Source organism: Paenibacillus sp. 2003 (assembly GCF_031455635.1).
Taxonomy (GTDB): domain Bacteria; phylum Bacillota; class Bacilli; order Paenibacillales; family Paenibacillaceae; genus Paenibacillus; species Paenibacillus amylolyticus_B.
The window spans coordinates 1,633,713-1,656,943 of sequence record NZ_JAVDTB010000001.1; the positions used below are offsets into that span (position 1 = coordinate 1,633,713).

Annotated in this window: 16 protein-coding genes; 14 read left to right on the forward strand and 2 right to left on the reverse strand. The window is 43.9% G+C overall.

What is annotated here, in order from left to right; translation table 11 throughout:
* Window positions 1–9 precede the first annotated feature (9 nt).
* From J2X75_RS07315 to J2X75_RS07365, 11 genes are all read left to right on the forward strand, one after another.
* Complete coding sequence (locus tag J2X75_RS07315) at window positions 10–1,356, forward strand: NtaA/DmoA family FMN-dependent monooxygenase (RefSeq protein WP_310335361.1); 1,347 nt, start codon at window positions 10–12, stop codon at window positions 1,354–1,356.
* Window positions 1,357–1,370: 14 nt separating this feature from the next.
* Window positions 1,371–2,111: an oxygen-insensitive NADPH nitroreductase gene (nfsA, locus tag J2X75_RS07320; RefSeq protein WP_310335363.1), complete on the forward strand. Its 741-nt coding sequence runs from the start codon at window positions 1,371–1,373 to the stop codon at window positions 2,109–2,111.
* 142 nt (window positions 2,112–2,253) lie between these two features.
* Window positions 2,254–2,679: a MarR family winged helix-turn-helix transcriptional regulator gene (locus J2X75_RS07325; RefSeq protein WP_310335365.1), complete on the forward strand. Its 426-nt coding sequence runs from the start codon at window positions 2,254–2,256 to the stop codon at window positions 2,677–2,679.
* Between the two features lie 283 nt (window positions 2,680–2,962).
* On the forward strand, window positions 2,963–5,275 hold the full coding sequence (locus J2X75_RS07330) for a glycoside hydrolase family 95 protein (protein WP_310335367.1): 2,313 nt from the start codon (window positions 2,963–2,965) through the stop codon (window positions 5,273–5,275).
* Between the two features lie 321 nt (window positions 5,276–5,596).
* Complete coding sequence (locus J2X75_RS07335; protein ID WP_310335369.1) at window positions 5,597–7,183, forward strand: response regulator; 1,587 nt, start codon at window positions 5,597–5,599, stop codon at window positions 7,181–7,183.
* Window positions 7,165–8,904 (forward strand): sensor histidine kinase, encoded by a 1,740-nt coding sequence (locus tag J2X75_RS07340; protein ID WP_310335370.1) that lies wholly within the window; start codon window positions 7,165–7,167, stop codon window positions 8,902–8,904. Before J2X75_RS07335 ends, J2X75_RS07340 begins: the two co-directional genes overlap by 19 nt.
* Before the next feature lie 121 nt (window positions 8,905–9,025).
* On the forward strand, window positions 9,026–10,687 hold the full coding sequence (locus tag J2X75_RS07345) for an ABC transporter substrate-binding protein (protein ID WP_310335371.1): 1,662 nt from the start codon (window positions 9,026–9,028) through the stop codon (window positions 10,685–10,687).
* A 42-nt stretch (window positions 10,688–10,729) separates the two neighbouring features.
* The gene (locus tag J2X75_RS07350; protein WP_310335373.1) at window positions 10,730–12,406 is read left to right on the forward strand and encodes an ABC transporter substrate-binding protein; all 1,677 of its coding nucleotides are present in this window, start codon (window positions 10,730–10,732) and stop codon (window positions 12,404–12,406) included.
* Window positions 12,407–12,543: 137 nt separating this feature from the next.
* Entirely contained in the window at window positions 12,544–13,485 is a 942-nt protein-coding gene (locus tag J2X75_RS07355) for an ABC transporter permease (protein WP_047844314.1), read from the forward strand.
* A gap of 15 nt (window positions 13,486–13,500) precedes the next feature.
* A complete protein-coding gene (locus J2X75_RS07360) occupies window positions 13,501–14,421 on the forward strand; it encodes a carbohydrate ABC transporter permease (protein ID WP_192131601.1) in 921 nt (306 codons plus the stop codon).
* A 95-nt stretch (window positions 14,422–14,516) separates the two neighbouring features.
* Window positions 14,517–16,778 (forward strand): glycoside hydrolase family 3 N-terminal domain-containing protein, encoded by a 2,262-nt coding sequence (locus J2X75_RS07365; protein ID WP_310335378.1) that lies wholly within the window; start codon window positions 14,517–14,519, stop codon window positions 16,776–16,778.
* A 91-nt stretch (window positions 16,779–16,869) separates the two neighbouring features.
* On the opposite strand, the gene J2X75_RS07370 is transcribed toward J2X75_RS07365, so the two are convergent.
* Both J2X75_RS07370 and J2X75_RS07375 read right to left on the reverse strand, forming a co-directional pair.
* On the reverse strand, window positions 16,870–17,514 hold the full coding sequence (locus J2X75_RS07370) for a TetR/AcrR family transcriptional regulator (RefSeq protein ID WP_310335380.1): 645 nt from the start codon (window positions 17,512–17,514) through the stop codon (window positions 16,870–16,872).
* A complete protein-coding gene (locus J2X75_RS07375; RefSeq protein ID WP_310335382.1) occupies window positions 17,507–18,709 on the reverse strand; it encodes an MFS transporter in 1,203 nt (400 codons plus the stop codon). Before J2X75_RS07375 ends, J2X75_RS07370 begins: the two co-directional genes overlap by 8 nt.
* Before the next feature lie 193 nt (window positions 18,710–18,902).
* Here J2X75_RS07375 and J2X75_RS07380 point away from each other — a divergent pair, with 193 nt between their 5' ends.
* The 3 genes from J2X75_RS07380 to J2X75_RS07390 all read left to right on the forward strand — a co-directional run bounded on the left by J2X75_RS07380 (window position 18,903) and on the right by J2X75_RS07390 (window position 23,144).
* Window positions 18,903–20,882 carry a glycoside hydrolase family 2 protein gene (locus J2X75_RS07380; protein WP_310335384.1) on the forward strand — a complete coding sequence of 660 codons (1,980 nt, stop codon included), beginning with the start codon at window positions 18,903–18,905 and terminating at the stop codon, window positions 20,880–20,882.
* A gap of 20 nt (window positions 20,883–20,902) precedes the next feature.
* On the forward strand, window positions 20,903–21,322 hold the full coding sequence (locus J2X75_RS07385) for a DUF3237 domain-containing protein (protein ID WP_310335386.1): 420 nt from the start codon (window positions 20,903–20,905) through the stop codon (window positions 21,320–21,322).
* Window positions 21,323–21,563: 241 nt separating this feature from the next.
* A complete protein-coding gene (locus J2X75_RS07390; protein WP_310335388.1) occupies window positions 21,564–23,144 on the forward strand; it encodes a histidine-type phosphatase in 1,581 nt (526 codons plus the stop codon).
* The last annotated feature ends 87 nt before the right edge of the window (window positions 23,145–23,231 follow it).

Genomic DNA, 23,231 nt, shown 5'->3' on the forward strand with positions numbered 1-23,231 from the left:
AAAATCGTTATGAAAAAAAGAAGTGAAATGCAACTGGCTTTACAGATGGTTTCGGGTTATGGAGCCGAATTTAGCGCATGGAGAATGCCTGGCACGGATCCTGCAGCTTACACCAATATGGATAGTTATGTAGAACGGGCTAAATTAGCTGAACAAGGAAAATTTCAAATGATTTTCATCGCTGACACTCCAGGATTATCCAACAATTTAGGCCCACAGACGCCTATGTTCCCTATGGACCCCATGTTGGCACTGATGGCAGTAGCAAGAGAGACACAACACATCGGGCTTGTTGCTACCCTCTCTACAACATTTAATTATCCCTACAACATTGCACGTCAGTTCAAAGCACTGGATGTTATCAGTCATGGACGTGTGGGATGGAATGCGGTTACCACATCCGACCCCCTAGCGGCGGCTAATTTCGGTGCCAGGGTTGAAAATCGCCAAGAACGCTATGACAAGGCACATGAAAGCATACAAATTGTTCAGGCCTTGTGGGGGAGTTGGGAACCAGACGCTTGGACGTTAGATGTAGAAGGAGGGGAATTTGCGGATATGGACAAAATCCAGCCTATAAACCTTCAGGGTCAATATTACGCATCTCGTGGTCCTTTGCCCATTCCGCCCTCTGAGCAAGGCCAGCCAGTGATTTTCCAGGCAGGGGGAGGAGGTGAAGGAGTAGAATTAGCTGGGAAATATGCTTCGGGAGTGTACGCCAATCCTTATGATATTACGTCTGCCCGTGAACACAGACAAGCGATAAGGCAAAGTTCTGCCCGTTTCGGTCGAAACCCCGATGATATCAAAATGTTTGCAGGTTTTATGTTTTCTCTGGCTTCAACGGAGGAAGAAGCTCTGGATCGTCGGAAACAGCTTATGAGCTTTAATCCTCAGGAAATTCCCAGCAGGGTAAGTTACCTCGGATCCATGGTTGGTTTACCCTTATCGGTAAACTCAGTAGATATAGATCAACCTTTAGCGGCAGACTTGTTGAAAAATGCATATGCCAACCCCATGGACCCACGTTCTCCAAGAGCCTTAAAGTTATTAAAAGAAGGACTCTCTGTAAGGGATGTTCTCGCTCACGGGGTCATCAACTATCATCCGGTCGTTGCAGGCACTCCGACACAGGTTGCTGACTTCTTGGAAGAATGGTTTCTGGCTGAAGCATGTGACGGATTCTCAGTCGTGCCCGATGTATCTTTTGATGGCGTTGCAGATTTTGTGAATCAGGTAGTTCCTATCTTGCAGGAGCGCGGATTGTTCCATAAGGAATATGAAGGAAAAACACTACGCGAGAATATGGGCGTTCCTTACGAATACGGATTGCAGGAACATGGAATCAACGAATAAAGGAGAGGTTTTTAATGAATAACACACTCGAATTGCTTCATAACCATACATCGTTTCGTTCTTACACATCTCAACCCCTAACTGAGGAACAAATAGATGCAATATTTCAGGCAGCGAATCAAACTTCATCGTTCAGTCTTCTTCAGGCGGTATCCATTATTCGCATCACAGATCCAGTACTTCGAAAAAAAGTCAGACATCTCTGTGTCGATCAACCCTATATTGAAGAAGCGGCAGAATTCTGGGTCTTCTGTGCAGATTTCAACCGAAATCATGAAATCGCTCCGGATGTGGATATTGAATATATTGAATTTCTGTTGATTGGTTCATTCGATGCCGGCCTGATGGCACAAAATGCGTTAACCGCGGCTGAATCGATGGGACTTGGCGGAGTGTTCATTGGTGGGGTCAGAGCCAATATTAGCGAACTATCCGACGTATTGAATTTACCTAAATATGTTATCCCTCTGGTGGGATTATGTATCGGGAATCCAGCTGGAGATAAGCCGGAACTGAAACCTCGGCTCCCTCAATCCATGGTATTGCTTGATAATCAATACCAACCAATGGATCAAGAGAAATTAGCAATCTATGATGAGACCATGCTGAAGTATTATGAAAATCGTCCGACGAGAGCTCCTTTCACCGTAAAAAAAGTAAAAGGATGGAGTGACCATATCCAGGATCACCTCGAGAGAAGTATTCAGCCGGAAATGATGGCCTATTTGAACAAGCAAGGTTTTGCCAAAAAATAAGCTTTACGATAAATCCATTTTTTGTTGTGGAACTTGGTTAGGAAAGGCCCTTATAACGATACTAAGGCGAATTGACACCTATATAACCACATGATACATTTAGTCTGCTAAATATAATTCGGATGTTAGGGAGGGATCGTTCATGACAGAAACAGTAGATTGTGATATTCGCCAGTCTTTAGATCGAATTTCCTCCCAAATGCGTCGAAATTATAGTGAATCTCTTCGTGAACTTAATCTCTATGTAGGACAAGATAATTTGCTGTATCGGCTGTGGTTGGGTGATGGGGTAACACAGATGCAACTAAGTGAACATATGAAATGCGAACCACCAACGGTTACAAACATGGTCAAATCACTGGAGCAGAACGGTTTTATATATCGCAAACGTGATGTACAGGATGCAAGGATCATGCGTATCTATCTAACCGATAAGGGCAAAGAATTAGAAAAACCGGTTGAGCATAAATGGAGAGAGCAGCAAGAGAAACTACTTCAATCCATTTCTCCGGAAGATCGGCTGATATTGAGACAATTCATGCAACAAATGGAGCGAAATATCTTATAACTTATGCCAAGCTTCACGTAAGCTAAATGAAATGAACGAAGCAGAGCCGCTATTACAGCGGCTTTTTTTATTGCAGCTATACTTCCTTGTCCAGAACAAAGAATTGTACTGTCAGTTTCGGAATTCGCGATTACACCTCTAATGCTGGGATAAGATTGTGATAATTCAAGTTAATTTTGTTCATTTAGATGCTTAAGAGATTACAGTACACTGAAATAACATACAAAGGGAACACACTAGACATGAAAAATGTGAGGAATTATAATTCGTTGGAGGTTTTAACGTGAAGACCAAAAATATCTGGTTTAATCAACCTGCTGGAACATGGGAAGAGGCATTGCCTATCGGAAATGGAACTCTTGGAGGCATGATTTTTGGAAAAACACAGATCGAGAGAATTCAGCTTAATGAAGATAGTCTGTGGTATGGTGGACCGATGCAGCGGAATAATCCTCAAGCACTTGAATCTTTATCTCAGATCAGAAGCCTGATTTTTGACGGAAAGATTAGGGAAGCAGAAGAACTGGCTGCAGATACGCTGGTAGGTGTTCCTGACGGGCAAAGGCATTATGAGCCATTAGGCGACTTCTATATTTCTATGGATCACAGTGAACATGAACCAAATGAATATCAAAGACATCTCGATCTGGAACAAGGCAAGGTAAACGTGAATTATACCGCAGATCAATCCATTTATAGCCGTGATTATTTTGCTAGCTACCCGGATCAAGTGCTCGTTGTTCATCTCAAATCTAGTGTGCCTGGAAAGTTATCTTTCTCCACTGTTTTTGGCAGGGGAACCGTTCTGAAATCAACATCCTATTCAGATATTCTTAAGCATCCTGTTGGTTTCCAATCCTATCTGGATCGGATCGAGAAGCGTGGAGCGAATAACTTGATTATCCGAGGAAGAAGCGGGGGAGAAGAAGGAATTCGATTTTGCTGCGGGATTCGCCTTATACATGAAGGGGGGGAGGTTCATTATTCAAGCGGCCAGCTTACTCTGAAGGATGGTAATTCAGCGACTATTATAATCTCGGCTTGCACGGATTTTCGAGTACCCAAGGAACAACTCGAAGCGGAGTGCCTACGAAGAATTGAGGCCGCTTCAACAAAGACATATAACGAACTGCTCGCCGATCATGTCTCGGATTATCAATCCTTATTCAAAAAGATGGATATACATCTCGAAGATGAAAATAAAGATGTGATATGTTCCAAACTTCCAATCGATCAGCGCCTTGAACGGCTTAGAGCTGGTAAACATGATCCGGAACTGATGAGTCTATACTTTCAATTTGGTCGTTATCTGCTTATCTCAAGCAGTCGTCCAGGTTCTTTACCTGCAAACCTTCAAGGGATATGGAATGAAGACATGCTTCCTGTATGGGATAGCAAATATACGATTAATATTAATACACAGATGAACTACTGGCCTGCAGAAAGCTGCAATCTGTCTGAATGTCACATTCCATTGTTTGATTTTATAGATCGACTGCAAGTCCGGGGAAAGGAAACCGCTAGAACCATGTACGGATGCAAGGGATTCGTTGCTCATCACAATTCGGATATCTGGGCAGATGCTGCACCGCAGGATGTATGCATGACATCGACGTTTTGGACCATGGGAGGAGCATGGCTTTCATTACATCTATGGGACCACTACGAATACAATAAGGATGTTCAATTTCTCAAAAAGGTTTACTCCACGATGAAAGATGCGGCTATGTTTATTCTGGATTATCTAATAGAGGATCCTTCCGGCAATTGGGTGATATGTCCTTCGTCCTCACCGGAAAATCGCTATATATTAGATAATGGAGAGTCGGGGGCTTTGTGTTTTGGTGCTTCAATGGACAATCAGATTATTAGAGAACTCTTCACGCGTTGCATTGAAAGTACCCGGATATTGCAAGAAGATCAGGAATTCGGAGAAGTACTCCGTAGTGCTTTAACCAAAATACCGGAGACCTCCATTGGCAAACATGGCCAGATCCAAGAGTGGAGTAAGGATTATGATGAAATGGAACCTGGACACAGACATATTTCCCATTTATTCGCTTTGCATCCTGGAACGCAAATTACGTTGCAATCAACGCCTGATCTGGCCAAGGCAGCTCGTGTAACACTCGACAGAAGACTGGAACACGGTGGCGGACACACAGGATGGAGCAGGGCGTGGATTCTCAATATGTGGGCCCGATTAGAGGAGTCGGAACTTGCACACGATAACATCGTGGAACTTCTACGTTCCTCTACGTTACCCAATCTGTTTTGTGACCATCCTCCATTTCAAATTGATGGGAACTTTGGAGGTACTGCAGGTATAGCAGAGATGCTTCTTCAGAGCCATAACGAAGTAATCAGATTGTTACCTGCTTTGCCGGCAGCGTGGCCAAAAGGGTATATTCGTGGTATTCGGGCTCGTGGCGGATTTGAAATAGATCTGGAATGGGAAAATGGTCGTCTGTTGAATACCAGAATTCGTTCTATTGAAGAAACAAGAGTAACCATGTCCTATCTGGACCAAAAAATAGAATTAACCTTTCCTGGCCCAAATGCAATAATTGAATTAAAAGGATATCATTGGAATTAATAGAATAATCATTAATAAGTTACTGATTTGCATGAGCGAATATCATCCGACAAAATTGCCGGATGAATTCGCTCTTTTTCTTTTGTGAGCTAAGAAAAAGCCATTGATTCAAGCTGAATCAATGGCTTTTTGGTGTGAAATCGATATCTTTAATAGTCCTTTCGCGCAATAAATATAACGATCTATGCAATGAAATTACAGATCACAACCTATAAAATGTAAGCATATTACATATTTGAGTATAATTAATGAAATCGCTTCCAGATAGGAGATGACTAGTTTCTGGCGGTTTATTTTCGTTGGAGGAAAGGAGACACACGGATGTTAAAAGTATTACTGGTAGATGACGAGATGTATGTACGAAAGGGGCTGTATGAACTCATAAATTGGATGGATCTTAACATGGAGATTATCGGAGAGGCAGAGAACGGTGCAGAGGCATTAAATCTGATTGAATGCCTGCAACCAGACGTGATTATAACAGATATCCGCATGCCAATCCTGGATGGACTGGAACTGATACGTGCCTTAGAGAAAATGCCACATCTGGAACCTGTGTTCATTATCATCAGTGGTTATCATGACTTCAAATATGCACAGCAGGCAATCCGTTACGGTGTTCATGACTACATTCTGAAGCCTATTGATGATGAAGAATTGACGGCGACATTGCAGAAGTCGGCTAATCTCATTTGCAACAAAAGAAAGCATATCCTCATGGCCGAGGGACAGGCCAGTAACATCATGCTGGAGGATCTGATCAAAGGTCATGTACAGAAGGAGGATGAACATCGATATGCCAAGATGCTTGGGATCAATCGTAACTCCAGTCTGCTCATGACTTTGATTGAACTTCAGACCGGATTAGATGAAATTAAAATCACCATTGAACAGCTACGTGAAGCAGTACATTCTCTGGAAAGTAATTTATGCAAAATGTTCATCAGTGAGCAACAACGCGGCACGTTTGCTTTATTACTGTTGTGGCCAGATCATCATCAAGGGGGCTCGGCGTTACAGGATAAACTGCATAATATTCATATAACACTGAGCAAAAGGTTTAGCCTGGATATCGGTCTTTACGCAGGAACACTCGTCAAAGAAATTGGTGATGTCCCACAATCCCTTATGGCGGCTGAAGAAGCAGCCAAGCATAAATATGCTGAAACTGGTGGTGTTGTGAGTTATACAGAGATCAAGGACAAACCACTGTTTGTTTTCAATGTATACCAGGACGAGGTGGATCAATTAATTTTGAGCCTGGAAGAGGGGAATAGGGTTGCTTACCACAAGATTGTAGAAGAGAAATTCAAATTGTTTCATATGAATCGATTTTCCCCTCAGGCTGTATTGGGTTCTCTTTTGCGTTATATAACGGGTATTCTCGCTGTGGTCCACGAAATGGGTGGTAATGATGAAGGGTTGCAACAACTGAAGGAGCTGGCACAACAGAGTCATGAAGGTTGGAATTTACGACTATTGAAGAATGCTTTTCTCAACGCGCTGGAGGAAGCCGAGGATTATGTCTCTCATTTGCGGATGGAGCGATCCAAAGGAGATATCAGCAAGATCAAACGATATATCGATGCAAATTATACCGAGAACATCAATCTAAAAAGCATCGCTGCGCTCTTCTATATGAATCCCGTTTATCTAGGGCGATTATTCCGCAAAAGCTACAATCAATATTTCAATGACTATCTGCTGAACCTGCGTATTCATGAGGCGAAGAAGTTATTGCGCCAGACGGATCTGAGAATGTACGAGGTTGCTGCACGCGTAGGATTTCAGAATGCGGATTATTTTGTAACCCAGTTTGAGAAACTTGTTAAGTTATCGCCTACAGAGTATCGCAATCTCCTTATGGGAAATGAGCAGCGAGGTGCACAATGCCAAGATGGAACCTGAATTACATGAAGCTTCGAGATAAGCTACTGTTGATGTATGTCTTATCTGTGTTTATTCCCATCGTTGTCACCAATGTGGTGTTCTACAATGTCACATCTGCCAATATCCGTAGTCAGAAAACTCGTGATGCCGGCATGGCCTTGAACAATCTGAAGAACGACCTGCGGGTAACCATTGATCAGGGCGTCGGCCTCTCTTATTCGTTATATACTGACCCTGTATTCAACGACACCATCTCCCGTTCATTTCAAAGTCATTTTGAGTACATTGACGCTTATAATTCCTATCTAAAAGGGCAATTCTCCGGTCAATTGAATCAGGGAATTCGCTGGTATCAAGTGTATACCGATAATTCTACCATTTTATCTTCAGGTTATATTGATCGTTTAACTGACGATGTCCGCAACTCGGACTGGTACGTTCAATTTCAGGCATACTCCGCCCCTTATCCGGCACTGATCTCATCGGATCAGATGTTAAGTCTGGTTCAACGGCTCGACAATCTGGACACTGGGGGGAGAGAGCAGTTACTTAAAATTGATCTGAACATGGATATGATCAAGCAGTATTTTCACAACAGCGGATTTGATGGAAAAGTGTATCTTCTTGATCCTGGGGGACACATCCAATTTTCAAATGATCCTACAGCAGAAGAAGCTCAGATAGGGAAACGTTACAGCGAGATCCAGTTTCCGAACAAAATGATTCCCTTTGAACTTACGTATACAGGCATTAACTATCTTGAAGGGTGGTCCCTGCAAGGGGTGATGGATGAAGAAATTGTGTTGAAGGAGGTGCGGAAGTCCCGTTCCTTCGTCGTTTGGCTGGCTTGCATTAATTTTGTCCTGCCTTCTATTATCATCGCGGCGATGTCCAGATCCATCCATGTCAGGCTGGTACGCATTCTGAAACATATGAAAAAAGTAAAAACACAAAATTTTCAGACGATTCCGCCTGAAGATGCAAGAGATGAAATAGGTCAACTCACGATGGAATTTAATCGAATGACCGAGACGATCCATAACCTGATTCATGAGGTATATCTCGCCGACATCCAAAAGAAAGACCTGGAGTTAAAGCAGCAGCAAGCACAGCTTCATGCGCTCCATAGTCAGATCAACCCACATTTTTTGTTTAATACCCTGGAGTCGGTACGTATGCGGAGCCTCATCAAAGGCGAGAAAGAGACTGCCAAAATCGTGCATAACATGGCCAAGATGTTTCGCAAGTCGATTAGTTGGAATCAGAATGATGTGACAGTGAAGGAAGAATTGGAACTCATCGAGAGTTTTTTGCAAATTCAGAAATACCGCTTTGGAGAAAAACTCCAATATACCATTGAGGCAGATCCTGCGGTACTGATGTACCGAATCCCCAAGATGGTTATCCTTCCCTTTGTTGAGAATGCAAGCATCCATGGAATTGAGTCATCTCCGGGTGTAGGTATCATTCAACTCTTCGTTTCAATGGAAAATGACCAGCTCCATATCAGACTAACGGATAACGGTATAGGGATGTCACAAGCAGAATTGGAAGAGTTGCTAAGTTACCTGGATCAAAACACCGATATGGGAGAGCATGTTGGCATGAAAAATGCGTATAGTCGCTTAAAACTTTGTTATAAAAATCAGTTTTCATTCGACATCCAGACATGGGAAGGAGAAGGAACGCATATCCAAATTAAGCTTCCACTTGATCCATCAGCCATGCCAGGCGACTAAATATGAAGGATATACTTTTCAAAGTAGGAGGTACACTTTCATGGGTAACTTTGAAAGCGCTGTCTTGATATATTGAGAAGGCTTAAAGACACAAATAATACTTTAAGGGGGCATTTGCTACATGTTTAGAAAAAGAAACATTATAACAGGTCTGGCAATTTTACTGGCTGTAACCTTGGCAGGTTGTAATAAAGCCAGCCCGGAAGCCTCTTATCCTGACAGTAATGACAACACCCCGGTCACCTTTAAATATTTCACGTTTGGCGGTGGCAAGAAGGACATTCTGGCAAGCAGCACGACCATTGGCAAGAAGTTACAGGAACAAACAGGCGTTGACTGGAAAATGGAATATCTGGTCGGCGACGGTGCAACCAAGGCGGGTGTAATGATTGCGAGTGGGGATTACCCCGACATCATCGACTCCAGTGGTGAAATGGCCAAGTTGATGGATGCAGGATCTTTTATCCCGCTGGATGAACTGATCGATCAATACGGGCCTAACATCAAGCGAGTATACGGGCCTTATATGGACAAATTCAGACAGGAGGATGGAAAGATCTATTTCTTGCCATACACTGCCAACATCGGTTATGTGTCAGAGCCTAACTTCCAGACCGGCTTTTATATTCAGCGTGCTGTGTTAAAAGAGTTTAACTATCCCAAGATCAAAACGCTGGACGAATATTTTGACTTGATTGAGCAATACAAGCAAAAGCATCCGCAGATCGACGGAAAGGAAACCATCGGCTTCGCCACACTTGCGGGTGAATCGGGTAGCTTCTTCACCCTGCTAAATCCGGCGATGCATCTGGCAGGTTATCCAAACGATGGCAGTGTGATGGTGGATATGCAGAGCCATGAAGCCAAACTGGTAGCCGGATCTGATTATCAGAAACAATGGATTCAGAAGCTGAGCGAGGTTAACGCACAGGGGATGTTTGATCCGGAATCCTTCACAATGAACCAGGATCAGTATCTCGCCAAGTTGACGTCCGGTCGGGTGCTGGGATATTTCAGTTACTCCTGGCAGGTTGGAGACGCAACGAACAACCTCAAGAAGGCTGGTATTGACGATAAACGTTACGTATCTCTACCGATCGTATTTGATGACAGTGTCAAAGACCAGTATGTAGACCCGCCAGGTTTTGTGAATAACTATGGTGTCGGCATTACTGTAAATGCCAAAGATCCCGTACGAATTATTAAATATTTTGATAATTTACTTAAGGAAGAAAACCAGATTCTGGTTCAATGGGGTATTGAGGACGAGACGTATAGTGTGAATGATGAGGGCCGCTTTTACTTTGAAAATGATGACCAACGCAAGGCACATGAAGATCCGGAATTAAGTCGTAAGTTCGGCTTTGACTATTTTAATTACAGCTGGCCTCGTTACGGCAATAACTCCGTGCTGGAGGATGGCAACGCCTATGGACCGGGCAATCAACCAGAAGTGGCTACCTTTAGTTACACGGACGGTGACAAGCTGTTGTTAGAGAAATATGGTGTGGAGACATTCACAGAACTATTCAGCACACCGGATGAGCGTCCTTGGTCTCCTGCTTGGTCCATTGCATTGGAGCAGGGCTCTCCTGAACAGATTTTCATCACCAAGGCAGAAGACCTCCAGAAGAAATATTTACCCAAAATGATTATGGATTCACCTACCACTTTCGAGAGCACATGGAATGAATATATGAGTCAATTGAATCAATTGGATAAGAAAACATACGAAACTACGATAACACAGGCCGTTAAGGATCGTGTAGCTGGCAAATGGTGAGTGTAATCCATAAGAAAACACACGGAACGGGGGAATATTCACATGTTAAAACCAAAATATAGAACAGCGGGTTTAGCTGTATTACTAACAGTTTTGCTGGCTGGGTGCAGTCAGAACAGTTCGTCATCATCGCCTTCAGCCTCAGGTGATGATGAGAACAGTCCAGTCACGTTCTCGTATTACATGTTCTCTCCAGGCAAGAAGGATGTTCTGGCAAGCGAAACAACAATCGGTAAAGCGTTGCAAGAGCAGACGGGTGTGGACTGGAAGATGGAATATCTGGTAGGTGATAGTGCTACAAAAGCCGGTGTCATGATTGCCAGTGGAGACTATCCTGATGTCATTAGCTCCAGTGGTGAGATGTCCAAGTTACTGGATGCCGGGGCTTACATTCCGTTGGATGATCTTATTGAGGAATACGGCCCTAATATTAAAAGGGTATATGGACCATATTTCGATAAAATGAAAAATGCAGAAGACGGAAAAATCTATGCCCTGCCTTATACAGCTAACCAGGGTGAGTATTCAGGTAGTCCAAATGTTGGCGGGGGAGCCTTCTGGATTCAGCGCTCTGTGCTCAAAGAGTTTAATTATCCCAAGATCACTACACTGGATGAATATTTTGATCTGATTCAGGATTACAAGGAAAAACATCCAACGGTTGATGGAGCAGAGACGATCGGATTTGTGTCACTTGCGGGTGTGGCCAATAACTTCTTCACACTGCAAAATCCAGCGATGCATCTTGCCGGTTATCCGAATGATGGCAGTGTCATGGTGGACATGACTACCCATGAGGCAAAAGTCGTCGCGGGAACAGATGCTCAGAAAAAATGGATTCAAAAGTTAAATGAAATCAATGCTCAAGGCATGCTTGATCCGGAATCCTTTACGATGAACAAAGACCAGTATTTGGCCAAGCTGACTTCGGGTCGTGTATTAGGATACTTCAATTATGGCTGGCAGGTTGGAGACGCATCGAAAAACCTGCTCTCGGCAGGCATTGATGAGAAACGTTATGCACCACTTCCGATTGTGTTTGATGAAGGAATTAAGGATCAGTATGTTGATCCTCCCGGCTTTGTCAACAACTATGCAACAGGTATCTCAGTGAATGCCAAAGACCCTGTTCGTATCATCAAATATTTCGATAATTTGCTGAAGGAAGAGAATCAGGTTCTGGTGCAATGGGGAATCAAGGACGAGACGTACAGTGTGGATGATACGGGCAGATTTTATTTTGCAAATGAGGATCAACGCAAAGCCCATGATGATCTGGAGCTGAGCCGTAAATTCGGGTTCACCTACTTCGGATCAGACTGGCCGCGATATGGCGGTGAATCTACACTTACCGATGGTAACGCTTATAGCCCTGGCAACCAGCCAGAAGTAGCCGCTGCATCTTATACCGAGGGAGACAAGAAGTTCCTTGAAGCCTACGGTATCCAAACCTTTAGTGAATTATTTAACAAACCGGAAGAGCGGCCATGGTTCCCCGCATGGTCCATCGCCCTTGAGCAAGGATCACCTGAACAGATCTTCACCACCAAATCGGATGATCTGCAACGTAAATACTTACCGGAAATGATTTTGGGAGCACCATCAAATTTTGATAAGTTGTGGGATGCCTACATGGCTGAATTGAACAAATTGGACAAAGCTGGTTATGAAGCGACCATTACCAAAGTTGTGAAGGATCGTGTAGCAGGAAAATGGTAATACAAACACTTTAAAACAAACTGTTACATGCGCAGGAGAAGATGAAAGAGCCTAAACTCCGGTTTCTCCTCGCATGAATAACAGCACAGGAAGGGAGCAGGTTCACCGTGGAGAAACCTAATGTCTCCCTTAACTCGATGCCTCCAGCCTCGAGTCCAAAGGGAACCAGAGCACACTCGTTCTTTAAGCGACTTGTGCAGCAACGAACACTTGCCTGGATGTGTATTCCTTTTGTCATCTGGGCTTTTATCTTCAAGTACCTGCCGTTATGGGGATGGACCATGGCTTTTCAGAATTTCAAACCGGCGAGGTCCTTCTCCGATCAGCAGTGGGTAGGCTGGCAGCATTTTAGTACGTTATTTGAAGACAATACCTTCTACCGGGTGCTGCGCAATACGCTTGTCATGAGTTCCATTAAACTGGTGTTGGGATTTGTGACAGCAATTACACTGGCCCTCTTGTTGAATGAACTGAAAAATGTCATATTTAAACGCTTTGTGCAAACCGTCAGTTATCTGCCTCACTTTATCTCGTGGGTTGTTGCTTCCAGCATTGTATTAACAGTCCTGTCACCAGACGGAATTATCAATCTGCTGCTGATGAAACTTCACCTGATTGACAGTCCGGTACTATGGATGGGGAAAGGAGAATACTTCTGGGGTATCCTGGGGGCAACTGAGGTCTGGAAAGATGTCGGTTGGAACACCATTATCTATCTGGCAGCGATTACGGCAATTGATCCGGCGCAATATGAGGCTGCCGAGATTGATGGAGCCAGTCGCTTCAAACGGATGTTATATATCACCCTGCCTGGCTTGAAACCGGTTATTGTGATCTTGTTGATCATGAACATGGGAAGTATTCTTGAATCCGGATTCGAACCGCAATATCTGCTGGGTAACGGGATGAATATGGACTATTCGGAGAATCTGGACATCTTTGTACTGAAATATGGATTAGGAATGGGGAACTTTTCCTTAGGTACAGCAGCCGGCATATTCAAAACGGTGGTCAGCTTCATCTTCCTTTTCTCAGCGAACTATATAGCGAAAAAAATGGGAGAGAGCAGACTATTCTAAAAGGAGGCCTATGCCATGCGAAAAGGAAACACATCCCGCTTGCGGAATAGCAGCACCGGGGATCGAGCGTTTGACACCATTAACATCATCTTCATGGTATGTCTGATGATTGTGACGATTTATCCCTTTGTTAATATGATTGCCGTATCCTTCAATAATGCAAATGATGCCATTCGGGGTGGAATATATCTATGGCCTCGTGTATGGACACTGGACAACTACAAATACATTTTTGGCGAATCCGATATTTATCACGCAACTCTGATCTCGGCACTGCGTACGGTCATTGGAACCGTGGTGTCCGTTTTCTGTACAGCCATGCTAGCATATACGGTTAGTCGTCAGGAATTTGTGCTTCGCAAGTTTGTTACGATGTTTTTTGTATTCACCATGTATTTCAGCGGGGGGTTGATCCCCGGTTATCTGCTGATTCGAGACCTTGGATTGATCGGTTCCTTCTGGGTATATATCATTCCGGGTGTAATCGGTGTCTTCAATATGATTGTCATCCGTTCATTTATTGAAGGTCTTCCTGAAGGTATTCTGGAGTCAGCCCGTATTGACGGGGCAGGGGAGTTCACGACATTTATCCGCGTTGTCCTGCCGCTAACGATTCCCGCAATGGCAACCGTATCACTCTTTGTAGCTGTGGGACAATGGAATTCCTGGTTCGATGTATTCCTGTACAACTCTTCCAATAAAGAATTAAGCACATTGCAATATGAGTTGATGAAGATTCTGCAAACTTCGACGACCTCAGCGACTTCATCAGCAAGTGATGCCTATCAGTCGGCCGAGAGCAATGCAACGGCGGTCACACCAACCTCGATTCGAGCGACCATGACCATTATTGCAAGTGTTCCTATTCTGATGGTGTATCCGTTCTTACAGAAATACTTTGTCCAGGGTATGACAATTGGCGGTGTAAAGGGTTAGTCATTACCTGAATAATTTCATAGAAGGATTAAAACGCAACAAACTATACCGTAGTAGCGTCTATTCATCCATAGAATACAACAGGAGTGAAACAAATGCATGTAAAATGGATGACGATTATTGGTGCCGTTGTTGGCTCTATGCTTATAGGGGTGGGAACGGCAGCTGCGGAAGAAACGTTTGTTGATCTAAAGTATTCAAAGTGGGCAGAGGATGGCATCACGTATATGGCGAAACGGGGAACAGTAGCCGGATATGGCAATGGGATCTTCAAGCCAGAGGCACTTGTGACAAGGGCACAAGCCGTCACTTTTATGGTGCGGGAGCTTTATCCGGATCAGCTTCAAAGAGCAGTGGAAGGCACAACCTATTCGGATGTTCCAACTACACACCCTTTCCATCGAGAAATCATGATAGCTGCTAAAAATGGACTTGCAAGTGGTTTTCCTAACGGAACCTTCCGTCCGGACGCACCGCTTAGCCGCGCAGAGACTGCTGCCTTCCTTACACGGGCATATTCACTCGCGGAAGGTAAGAACCCCGCAGAATGGACAGATACGGACAGGCATTGGGCAGCAGCACCCATTCTTATTATGAGTTCAAACGGCTTGGTCGGTGGTTATTCAGATGCCACCTTCCGTCCGAATCAAGCTGTCACGCGCGCTGAATATGCCGTATTTATGGCGAGAGTAATTCGCTTCGAACGTGAAGCGGCCATTCGGACACAAGATTGGGATAAGCTGATATCCTATATGACGGTAAGCGAGCAAGTTGGTCAGATGCTTATGCCCGACATTAGGCAATGGAATGGTAAAGCGACAACGACCGTTAATGAGGGGCTGAAACGCACTATCCATGATCAGGACTTGGGCGGACTTATTCTTTTTGATAAAAATATTGTAAACGTGACGCAGCTTACAACGTTCACACATGATATACAAAGAGAAGCAGGTGACATTCCTCTATTTCTTAGCATCGACCAAGAAGGAGGCGTTATTAAGCGAATACCAGGAGGCACGAACCTTCCCGGGCAGATGGCGCTTGGCGCAACTGGAGATGCAACGTTAGCCGAAGCAGCTGGTCAGCTGACAGGGGAGGAGCTGAAGGCACTGGGATTGCAGATCAATTTTGCGCCAGTGCTGGACATCAACAGCAATCCAGATAACCCCATCATTGGTATACGGTCTTTTGGCTCGGATGCGGATTTGGTGACACGGCTTGGTCTGGCAACGATAAAAGGGCTACAGCAATCAGGGGTGATGGCGGCAGTTAAGCATTTTCCAGGACATGGAGATACAACGGTAGATTCCCATCTTGGTATGCCTGTGCTTGCCCATAACCGAGAACGGCTTGATGCGGTAGAATTAAAACCGTTTCGGGCTGCAATCAAAAATGGTGTAGAGATGATTATGACCGCGCATATTGCTTTCCCTGCCATAGACAACGAACATGTCACTTCGCTCAAAGACGGTGAACGTGTGCCGATTCCTGCCACCTTATCGAAAAAGGTACTGACAGGACTTCTTCGCGGAGAGCTGGGATACGAAGGTCTCATCGTGTCGGATGCCTTTACCATGAATGCAATTGCGGAACATTTTGGGGAGAATCAATCGGTAGAACGCGCTGTTTCCGCAGGTGTTGATATCATCCTTATGCCAAAAGATTCAGCAGCCGCCCATCAAACGCTGGTGAACGCAGTGAACAATGGAACGATCAAGGATGAAACCATACATGCATCCGTGAAACGAATCTTGGAGATGAAAGCGAAATATGGTTTGTTTGAAGACAGTCAAACTCTTGCGCAAAAGCTAACTCAGCTTAACGGTATCATCGGATCGAAGGCGCACCGAGCAGTGGAGCAGACAATCGCAGAGCGAGCGGTCACTGTACTCAGCAGTCGCGAAGGTGTGCTTCCTGATCCAATTAAGCAAGGGGACCGGGTTGTTATTGTCGCAGCCGAGCAGGAACAGGCGAAACAGCTTGAGAAGCAACTGTTGCAAGCCGCTAATAACCTGTCGTTAAAAACTGAAATATCACTTGTTGGTCAAGGCAAAATGAATGAAACGCTCCAGGCGATTGGCAAAGCCAATTATGTCATTCTTGCTTCTTACCAATTCCGTAATGTGGCCAGCCAGTTCGGTTGGAGTGAGTATCAAACCTTGATTAATGCGATGAACAAGAGTAATCAGCGATACACGCTGTTTTCACTCGGTAACCCTTACGAAACGATCTATTTGCAAAACGTGCGCTCAGGAGTTGCTGTGTATGGAAAGCAGGAGCCAAATACATCTGCCGGGATCAAAGTATTGCTTGGTCAACTAAAAGCTGGAGGACAGTTGCCCGTGCTAACGGATTAACGCTTTATTAATGAAGAAAAAAACGGTTTCCAATATACGGAATCCGTTTTTTATTTCAAACTTTTGTTTTATCGATCCATCTACCATGCCATCACTCGGATATTTCCTCGCTACAAACAAAATGAAGCAGCATCTTCACAAATTGCTCCGTCATTCGCATATCCAATGAATGATCATGAGCAGCACGAATAGTTACCATGCGCTGGAGCATGCCCATCATCGTTGTGAAGATAAACTGAGCCAGATCGAGCGGAGGGGACGGATTCTTAATACTACCGTCAACAACGCCTTGGGATAAAGCGCCCATCAGGAAATGTTTTTCTTTCCCGTTCTGGTTGAACTTATCATACTCTTCTCTTAATTCAGCTCTAAAGTCATACATCTCATAGTTAATATCAAACAATTGAATAAACCTGATGTAGTCTGGATGAACCTGGGCATAAACAACCCATGCATTCAACATGACCTTGAGTTGTTCTCGTCCATTCAAGTCCTTCGTTGATGCACGGCTAACCTCATCCGTTAAATGTTCGATCAGTTGCATCTGAATGGCTAGAAGAAGCTCATCCATAGACTGAAAATGTTTATAAAAGGTCACTCTACTCAGTTCAGCTTTTGTACAAACATCCTTAATTTTCACCTGGAGCAATCCATATTTCAAAAAAAGCTCCTTACCTGCTGCAATCAAATCATCACGATGTTTATTTCCCAATTGTTGATGCCAGTTTTCATTCACTTGTATACAATTGTCCTTTCTTCGAACGAAATGCGTTCAAGGTCAGTCCGAGTGAAGCGAGCAGCATAATTGCACCAAAAATATAAGGGAAGTTTATGTTTTTGTCAAACAATAGTCCTGCGATCAGCGGCCCAATCACCGTTCCGAGACTGGAAAATGTCGTATTCAGACCGGATGCATAACCTTGCCGATCTCCTGCATTCTTGGATATTAACGTGCTGACCGAAGGTCGCAAAAACGAATTGAATGCAAAGAATAACGCAGAAGCGAACAACAGAAACACAAGGTTGACCTTAATTAACATTAACAATAAAGCTATGGGTGTGATTATTAAAGATAGACGGATCAACTTAACTTCACCGATTCTCTGTACGAACCAATCCAAAAGCCAGATCTGCACAACAATACCGATAATCGCACCCAGAGTAATAATGATGGAGATCGTAGCAGCGTTGAATCCATATTTTTGCTCTGCAAAAAGCGCGAATACGGTCTCATAACTCATAAGGCCAAAGGTCATAACGAGCAGCACAATCAAGTATTTGAAATAGGGTACTTTAAATGAACTCCAGATTTTCTTGCCCAAGTGATCTCCCTTCTGAAGTCGGATGGAGACCGTTCTTTTTTCCGGGGGAAGTGTCTCAGGCAATAGTAGCGTCATCAATGCCGCAATCAGTCCCAGACCAGCCGCGAAGAAATAGGGCATGCGAATACCCATCTCGGCGATGAGACCACCCAGACCAGGTCCGAGAACCATTCCCAAATTCATTGCTGCGCCGAAATAGCCCATGCCTTTTGCACGAGTCTCCGGTGTTGTAATATCAGCGACATATGCGAGGTTGGCAGGAACCATTAAACCAAGACTGATTCCACCGATAAACCGTGCGACATAGAGGAACGGCAATGACGTTGACAGCGCAAATATGATATCTGAAATGACAGACAGAAACATACCTGCAATGATCAACTTTTTGCGTCCAAATCGATCAGACAGTTGTCCCCCAAGAGGTGAAAAGAAGAATTGAGCGGCACCAAAGGCTGCAACTAAAAATCCTGCTACTGTGCCTCCCGCATGAAAAAGCTTCAAATACTCCGGCAATATGGGGATGAGCATCCCTTGCCCCAATAAAGCAATAAACAGATTTAACATCAGAATAAACAGTGGAAAGCGAACTGATTTTGGTAATGTACTCATGTACGTCATTAACCCCTTCGTTTACAACTTGTTAACCTTTACATTATGTAAACCATTTTAAATGATTTGAAGGAAATATGTAAATCTTTTTTTGTCACCAGATTGTCCATGACATTCAGCGGATGTTGAATGGCCGTATAGAGAAGTCTTCTATATCATATTAAAAAACAGCATGAGAAAGAGAGGAATCAGAATGAGTGCTAGAACAGTAGTTTCATTGGAAGAATCATGGTTGTTTCAGGCAGATACCGAGAATCAGGGCATGGAACTACTATGGTATGAACAAGGTCCACCCTCGGGCGAAATGGTTAAGATTCCCCACACGTGGAACGTGCAAAACGGGTTAGAGGAGTTCCGTGGAACGGGATGGTACAGTCATGATTTTTACGCTCCTTTGGGATGGAAAGGGAAATTACTGCGTTTACAGTTTGATGCAGTTTATCGAGATGCAGTGGTTTGGGTAAACGGAAAACGTGTAGGAGAACATACTCAATCAGGTTACACTCCATTTATTATAGAGATCTCCGACACAGTCACCTTTGATGCAATCAACCGAATTGTGGTATCAGTGAATAATGAAAATAGCCAGACAGCTCTTCCCATGGGCAATAGCTTTGATTGGGCAGACGACGGCGGAATCATTCGCGGCGTATCGCTGCTGGTTAGCGGTCGCACGGCAATTGACTATTCCAAACTTCAAGCTGTCCCTTATTTCACAGACGATATGGTTGGAACTGGAGCTCCATACGGCATATTATCTGGTGAGATTTGTTTGTGGGAGCAAGCACGAGAGTCTGAGTGTAAATCTATAAAACTGAAAGTGATGATTTCGTCTGAAAAAGATTTTTTGACTTCGAATGAATGGGAAATGTCTGGCGACGAAGGTGTTCTAAGCTTTCAAGACATCAAGGTGGAGCACCTTAAGTTGTGGCATTTTGATCATCCCCATCTATACAATGTAACCATTGCTTTATACTTGGATGGTGTCCTTACAGATGAGGTATGCACAGCAGTAGGATTTAGAGAGATTCGCACAGAAGGTAATACATTGTTACTTAACCGTGAGCCGGTACGTCTTATGGGGGTTGAATGGATGCCCGGATCGAATCCTATGAGCGGTATGGCAGAATCGGTAGCACAGTTGGAAGAGATGCTTCATCATATGAAACACGCGAATTGTGTTATTACCCGCTTTCATTGGCAGCAGGATAGCAAGCTGCTGGAGTGGTGTGATCGTAACGGTTTACTGGTACAGGAGGAGATTCCACATTGGCAGACCCCACAAGATCCTGATGATGAATGGTTGAACATTTCAATGCAGCATGCCCAAGAAATGATCCACCGTCACTACAATCATCCTTGTATCTATGCATGGGGTATTGGCAACGAGGTGAACGGACAATCCACTGTTACGGTTCGGTATTTTGAGGAACTCAAATCTCTGGTACACGGACTGGATGACACGAGATTCATTAACTATGTGTCTAACACAGTGCATGAGAGTCCCGCCCAAGATGCCACGGGTGTAGGTGACATGGTCATGTGGAACGATTATATTGGGACATGGCACGGGGAGTTGGACAGGCCGGAGGTTATCCAAAATATGACTAGGGGTTTACCAAATAAACCTCTCGTGGTAGCTGAATATGGACTATGTGAGCCTGCTTTTGAGGGCGGGGATGAACGTCGTACACAAATCTTGGTGGACAACACAAGGGAATACCGGAAGCATCCTGCCATTGCAGCGCTCATATACTTCAGCCTAAACGATTATCGAACGCAAATGGGGGAAGAAGGCGAGGGAAGGCTCCGCCAACGGGTTCATGGTTCCATCAGTTTAGATGGCACGCCAAAGCCTTCTTACGAAGCTTTACGCCAATTAGCTTCACCAATTAACCTTAATGTGGAGCTGGAAAAGGAGAAGGCCCAAGTCGTAGTTATCGTGGAGAACCGGAATGACATTCCATGTTATCGGATATCTGGGTATATACTTAAACTGGTTGATCAACTCGGTGATTGTATTACTGAACACATCCCGGATTTATCACCTGGGGAGAAGCATGTATTTTACTTTACCGACATTCCTGAGAATCGATGGAACGAACTTGTTTTAGATATCATCAGACCCACCGGATCTTCGGTGAGTAGCGATTCGCTGATGTCATACACGTAAATAACTGGAGGTGGGAACACGTGAATTTAGAAGAATTGTTTACGGTGCATGTGAACATTGAGAAATCATTTGATTTGCAGAATAGCGAAGATGATTCGGTTGTTATGATTACTTTTACAGGCAGCGTAACCGGAAAGTACTTTGAGGGAATTGTGCTGGGTGGAGGAGTGGATACGCAGATTATCGGGAAGAATGGTGGTCCGCATACTCTATCGGCAAGATACATGCTCCAAGGGACCGACAACACAGGTCATTCCTGCAAAATTTATATCGAAAATAACGGAAATATTGATAAAACGCTGAAAACTGCTTTATTTCGTACTTCCCCCAAAATGATTACAGACAGCAAAGCCTTATCCTTCTTGAACCGTGAGACACTTGTTGGAGAAGGTCATCCGACGGAGTCAGGGATAGATATAAAAATATACAGGGCGCCATGATAATGCGAGACATGTGATAACTATTTTGTTCATGTGTCTCGGAGCAAGATAGCCTGTTATGCTGATTCAGAGTCGCTAAATAAGCGGCTCTTTTTGTCGTATGAGATTTTACGTCAATATTTATATGTATTCTTTTACAATTAATTAACATAGGATGGATACGGCGCAGACACTTCTCACCTATAGTATGATGAGCGAAAATAAACCAATATCAGGCGGAATAAGGAGAAAACTATTCATTATGATGATCAAAAAAATCGGGATTTCAGTAGCATCACTCGCCATCTTAACGTCTATAAGTGTGTTTGACGTATATGGCGCAGGCTCCAAACGCATGATCGAAGTGTCCGAACAATCAGCTAATGTGGTTGTGAACGGACAAAGGGTGGAAGGCGAATCATTTCTCTACAATGGGGTCACTTATGTACCTGCAAGAGCGATTGGTGAAGCCTTGGGGCAAGAGGTAGACTGGGATAACAACACCCAATCGGTGTTTGTTGGACAAAAAATGAACGATCAGCAGGGATACCGCGGTACCAAAACACCATATCCTTTTAAGGAAACAAGTTATACAAAAGCTCCTATTGGATATGAACCCATATTTATTAACTACATAGGGAGACATGGTTCCAGACATCTATCCAGTTCCAAGTACGACAAGACGTTATTTGAACTGCTCGACATCGCTGAAAAGGACGGGCAGATCACTAATCTGGGCAAAGAGCTGAAGAAGGAAATTGGCAATCTGATGAAGGTTGAAAAAGATCATTATGGATTGTTATCCACTACGGGTGGAGAAGAACTGAAAGGAATAGGGGCCAGAGTTGGGCAGAATTTCAAAGAACTTTTTACATCGGATAAAAAAGTGATTGCACAAGCAACCTTCAAAGATCGAACGCCGCAGAGCAGAGATCAGTTTATTGACGGGTTAAAGGAAAGCTTGGGAAATAATAAGGTAGACATTCTGGCTTCAGCCTTTGAAGAAGGGAAAGACCCCTATCTACGGCCCTACGACTTGGCTACGAAGTATAACGAGTACGTAGAAGATGGAGACTGGGTTAAGTTATACGAGGATTATGTCACACAGAACACTGGAACGCGTTATGCAAAAGAGGTCCTTTTGCAATTTTTCTCTGAAGACTTCTATCAACGGCTGAACGCTGGAGAGTTTGAACTGAAGGATGAGAAGGGAAAAGTGAAGCTCAGCAACCCAACCGAGGCTGCTTCTAATTTATACGAACTGTACATCATTTCTTCGAATATAAAAGGAGAAGGTGACTTCGAATTCGGGCGGTATTTCACGGCTAATCAGTTGAAATGGTACGAGAGTATTGACAATATCAATGATTTCTATGAAAAAGGTCCATCCTTAACGTCAACGGATCTGCCGCAGAATATCATTGCACCTCTGGTCAAAGAATTGATTGTGTCTACCGACCAGTCCATTCAGCAGAAAGACACGGCTGGTATATTTCGTTTTGCTCACGCAGAAACCATCATTCCACTATCTTCATTCCTGGATATCGCCGGAGCTAATGTGAGTATCGACAAACCACAGGACGTGACCCAAAACTGGAATGGCTCGGTTATCTCACCGATGGGAGCAAATATCCAATGGATTCTGTATTCCAATGGTAAGGATGTTCTCGTGAAAATGCTTAGAAATGAAGAAGAGATCGCCTTCCCAATCGAAACAAAGACCTATCCGTACTATAAATGGGAAGATGTGAAAACATATTACCAAAACAAACTGCAGAAGGTAGGCGTAAGCTTGGACAGCAGTTTGGAAGACAACATTGAGCTATTACAGAAGAAATTCTAATCGGTGAAACGATATGCATTTTATATGAAAATAAAGACGAAGATGAAGAAAGCAACTCCTTTTCATGGAGCTGCTTTCTTTTTTTGC

Excerpts from the sequence above, each read along its gene's own strand:
- J2X75_RS07335 (WP_310335369.1), top strand. The coding sequence starts at position 5,597 with ATGTTAAAAGTATTACTGGTAGATGACGAGATGTATGTACGAAAGGGG.
- J2X75_RS07375 (WP_310335382.1), bottom strand. The coding sequence starts at position 18,709 with ATGAGTACATTACCAAAATCAGTTCGCTTTCCACTGTTTATTCTGATG.
- J2X75_RS07345 (WP_310335371.1), top strand. The coding sequence starts at position 9,026 with ATGTTTAGAAAAAGAAACATTATAACAGGTCTGGCAATTTTACTGGCT.
- J2X75_RS07380 (WP_310335384.1), top strand. The coding sequence starts at position 18,903 with ATGAGTGCTAGAACAGTAGTTTCATTGGAAGAATCATGGTTGTTTCAG.
- J2X75_RS07325 (WP_310335365.1), top strand. The coding sequence starts at position 2,254 with ATGACAGAAACAGTAGATTGTGATATTCGCCAGTCTTTAGATCGAATT.
- J2X75_RS07360 (WP_192131601.1), top strand. The coding sequence starts at position 13,501 with ATGCGAAAAGGAAACACATCCCGCTTGCGGAATAGCAGCACCGGGGAT.
- J2X75_RS07340 (WP_310335370.1), top strand. The coding sequence starts at position 7,165 with ATGCCAAGATGGAACCTGAATTACATGAAGCTTCGAGATAAGCTACTG.
- J2X75_RS07315 (WP_310335361.1), top strand. The coding sequence starts at position 10 with ATGAAAAAAAGAAGTGAAATGCAACTGGCTTTACAGATGGTTTCGGGT.
- J2X75_RS07390 (WP_310335388.1), top strand. The coding sequence starts at position 21,564 with ATGATGATCAAAAAAATCGGGATTTCAGTAGCATCACTCGCCATCTTA.
- J2X75_RS07350 (WP_310335373.1), top strand. The coding sequence starts at position 10,730 with ATGTTAAAACCAAAATATAGAACAGCGGGTTTAGCTGTATTACTAACA.
- nfsA (WP_310335363.1), top strand. The coding sequence starts at position 1,371 with ATGAATAACACACTCGAATTGCTTCATAACCATACATCGTTTCGTTCT.
- J2X75_RS07355 (WP_047844314.1), top strand. The coding sequence starts at position 12,544 with ATGCCTCCAGCCTCGAGTCCAAAGGGAACCAGAGCACACTCGTTCTTT.
- J2X75_RS07365 (WP_310335378.1), top strand. The coding sequence starts at position 14,517 with ATGCATGTAAAATGGATGACGATTATTGGTGCCGTTGTTGGCTCTATG.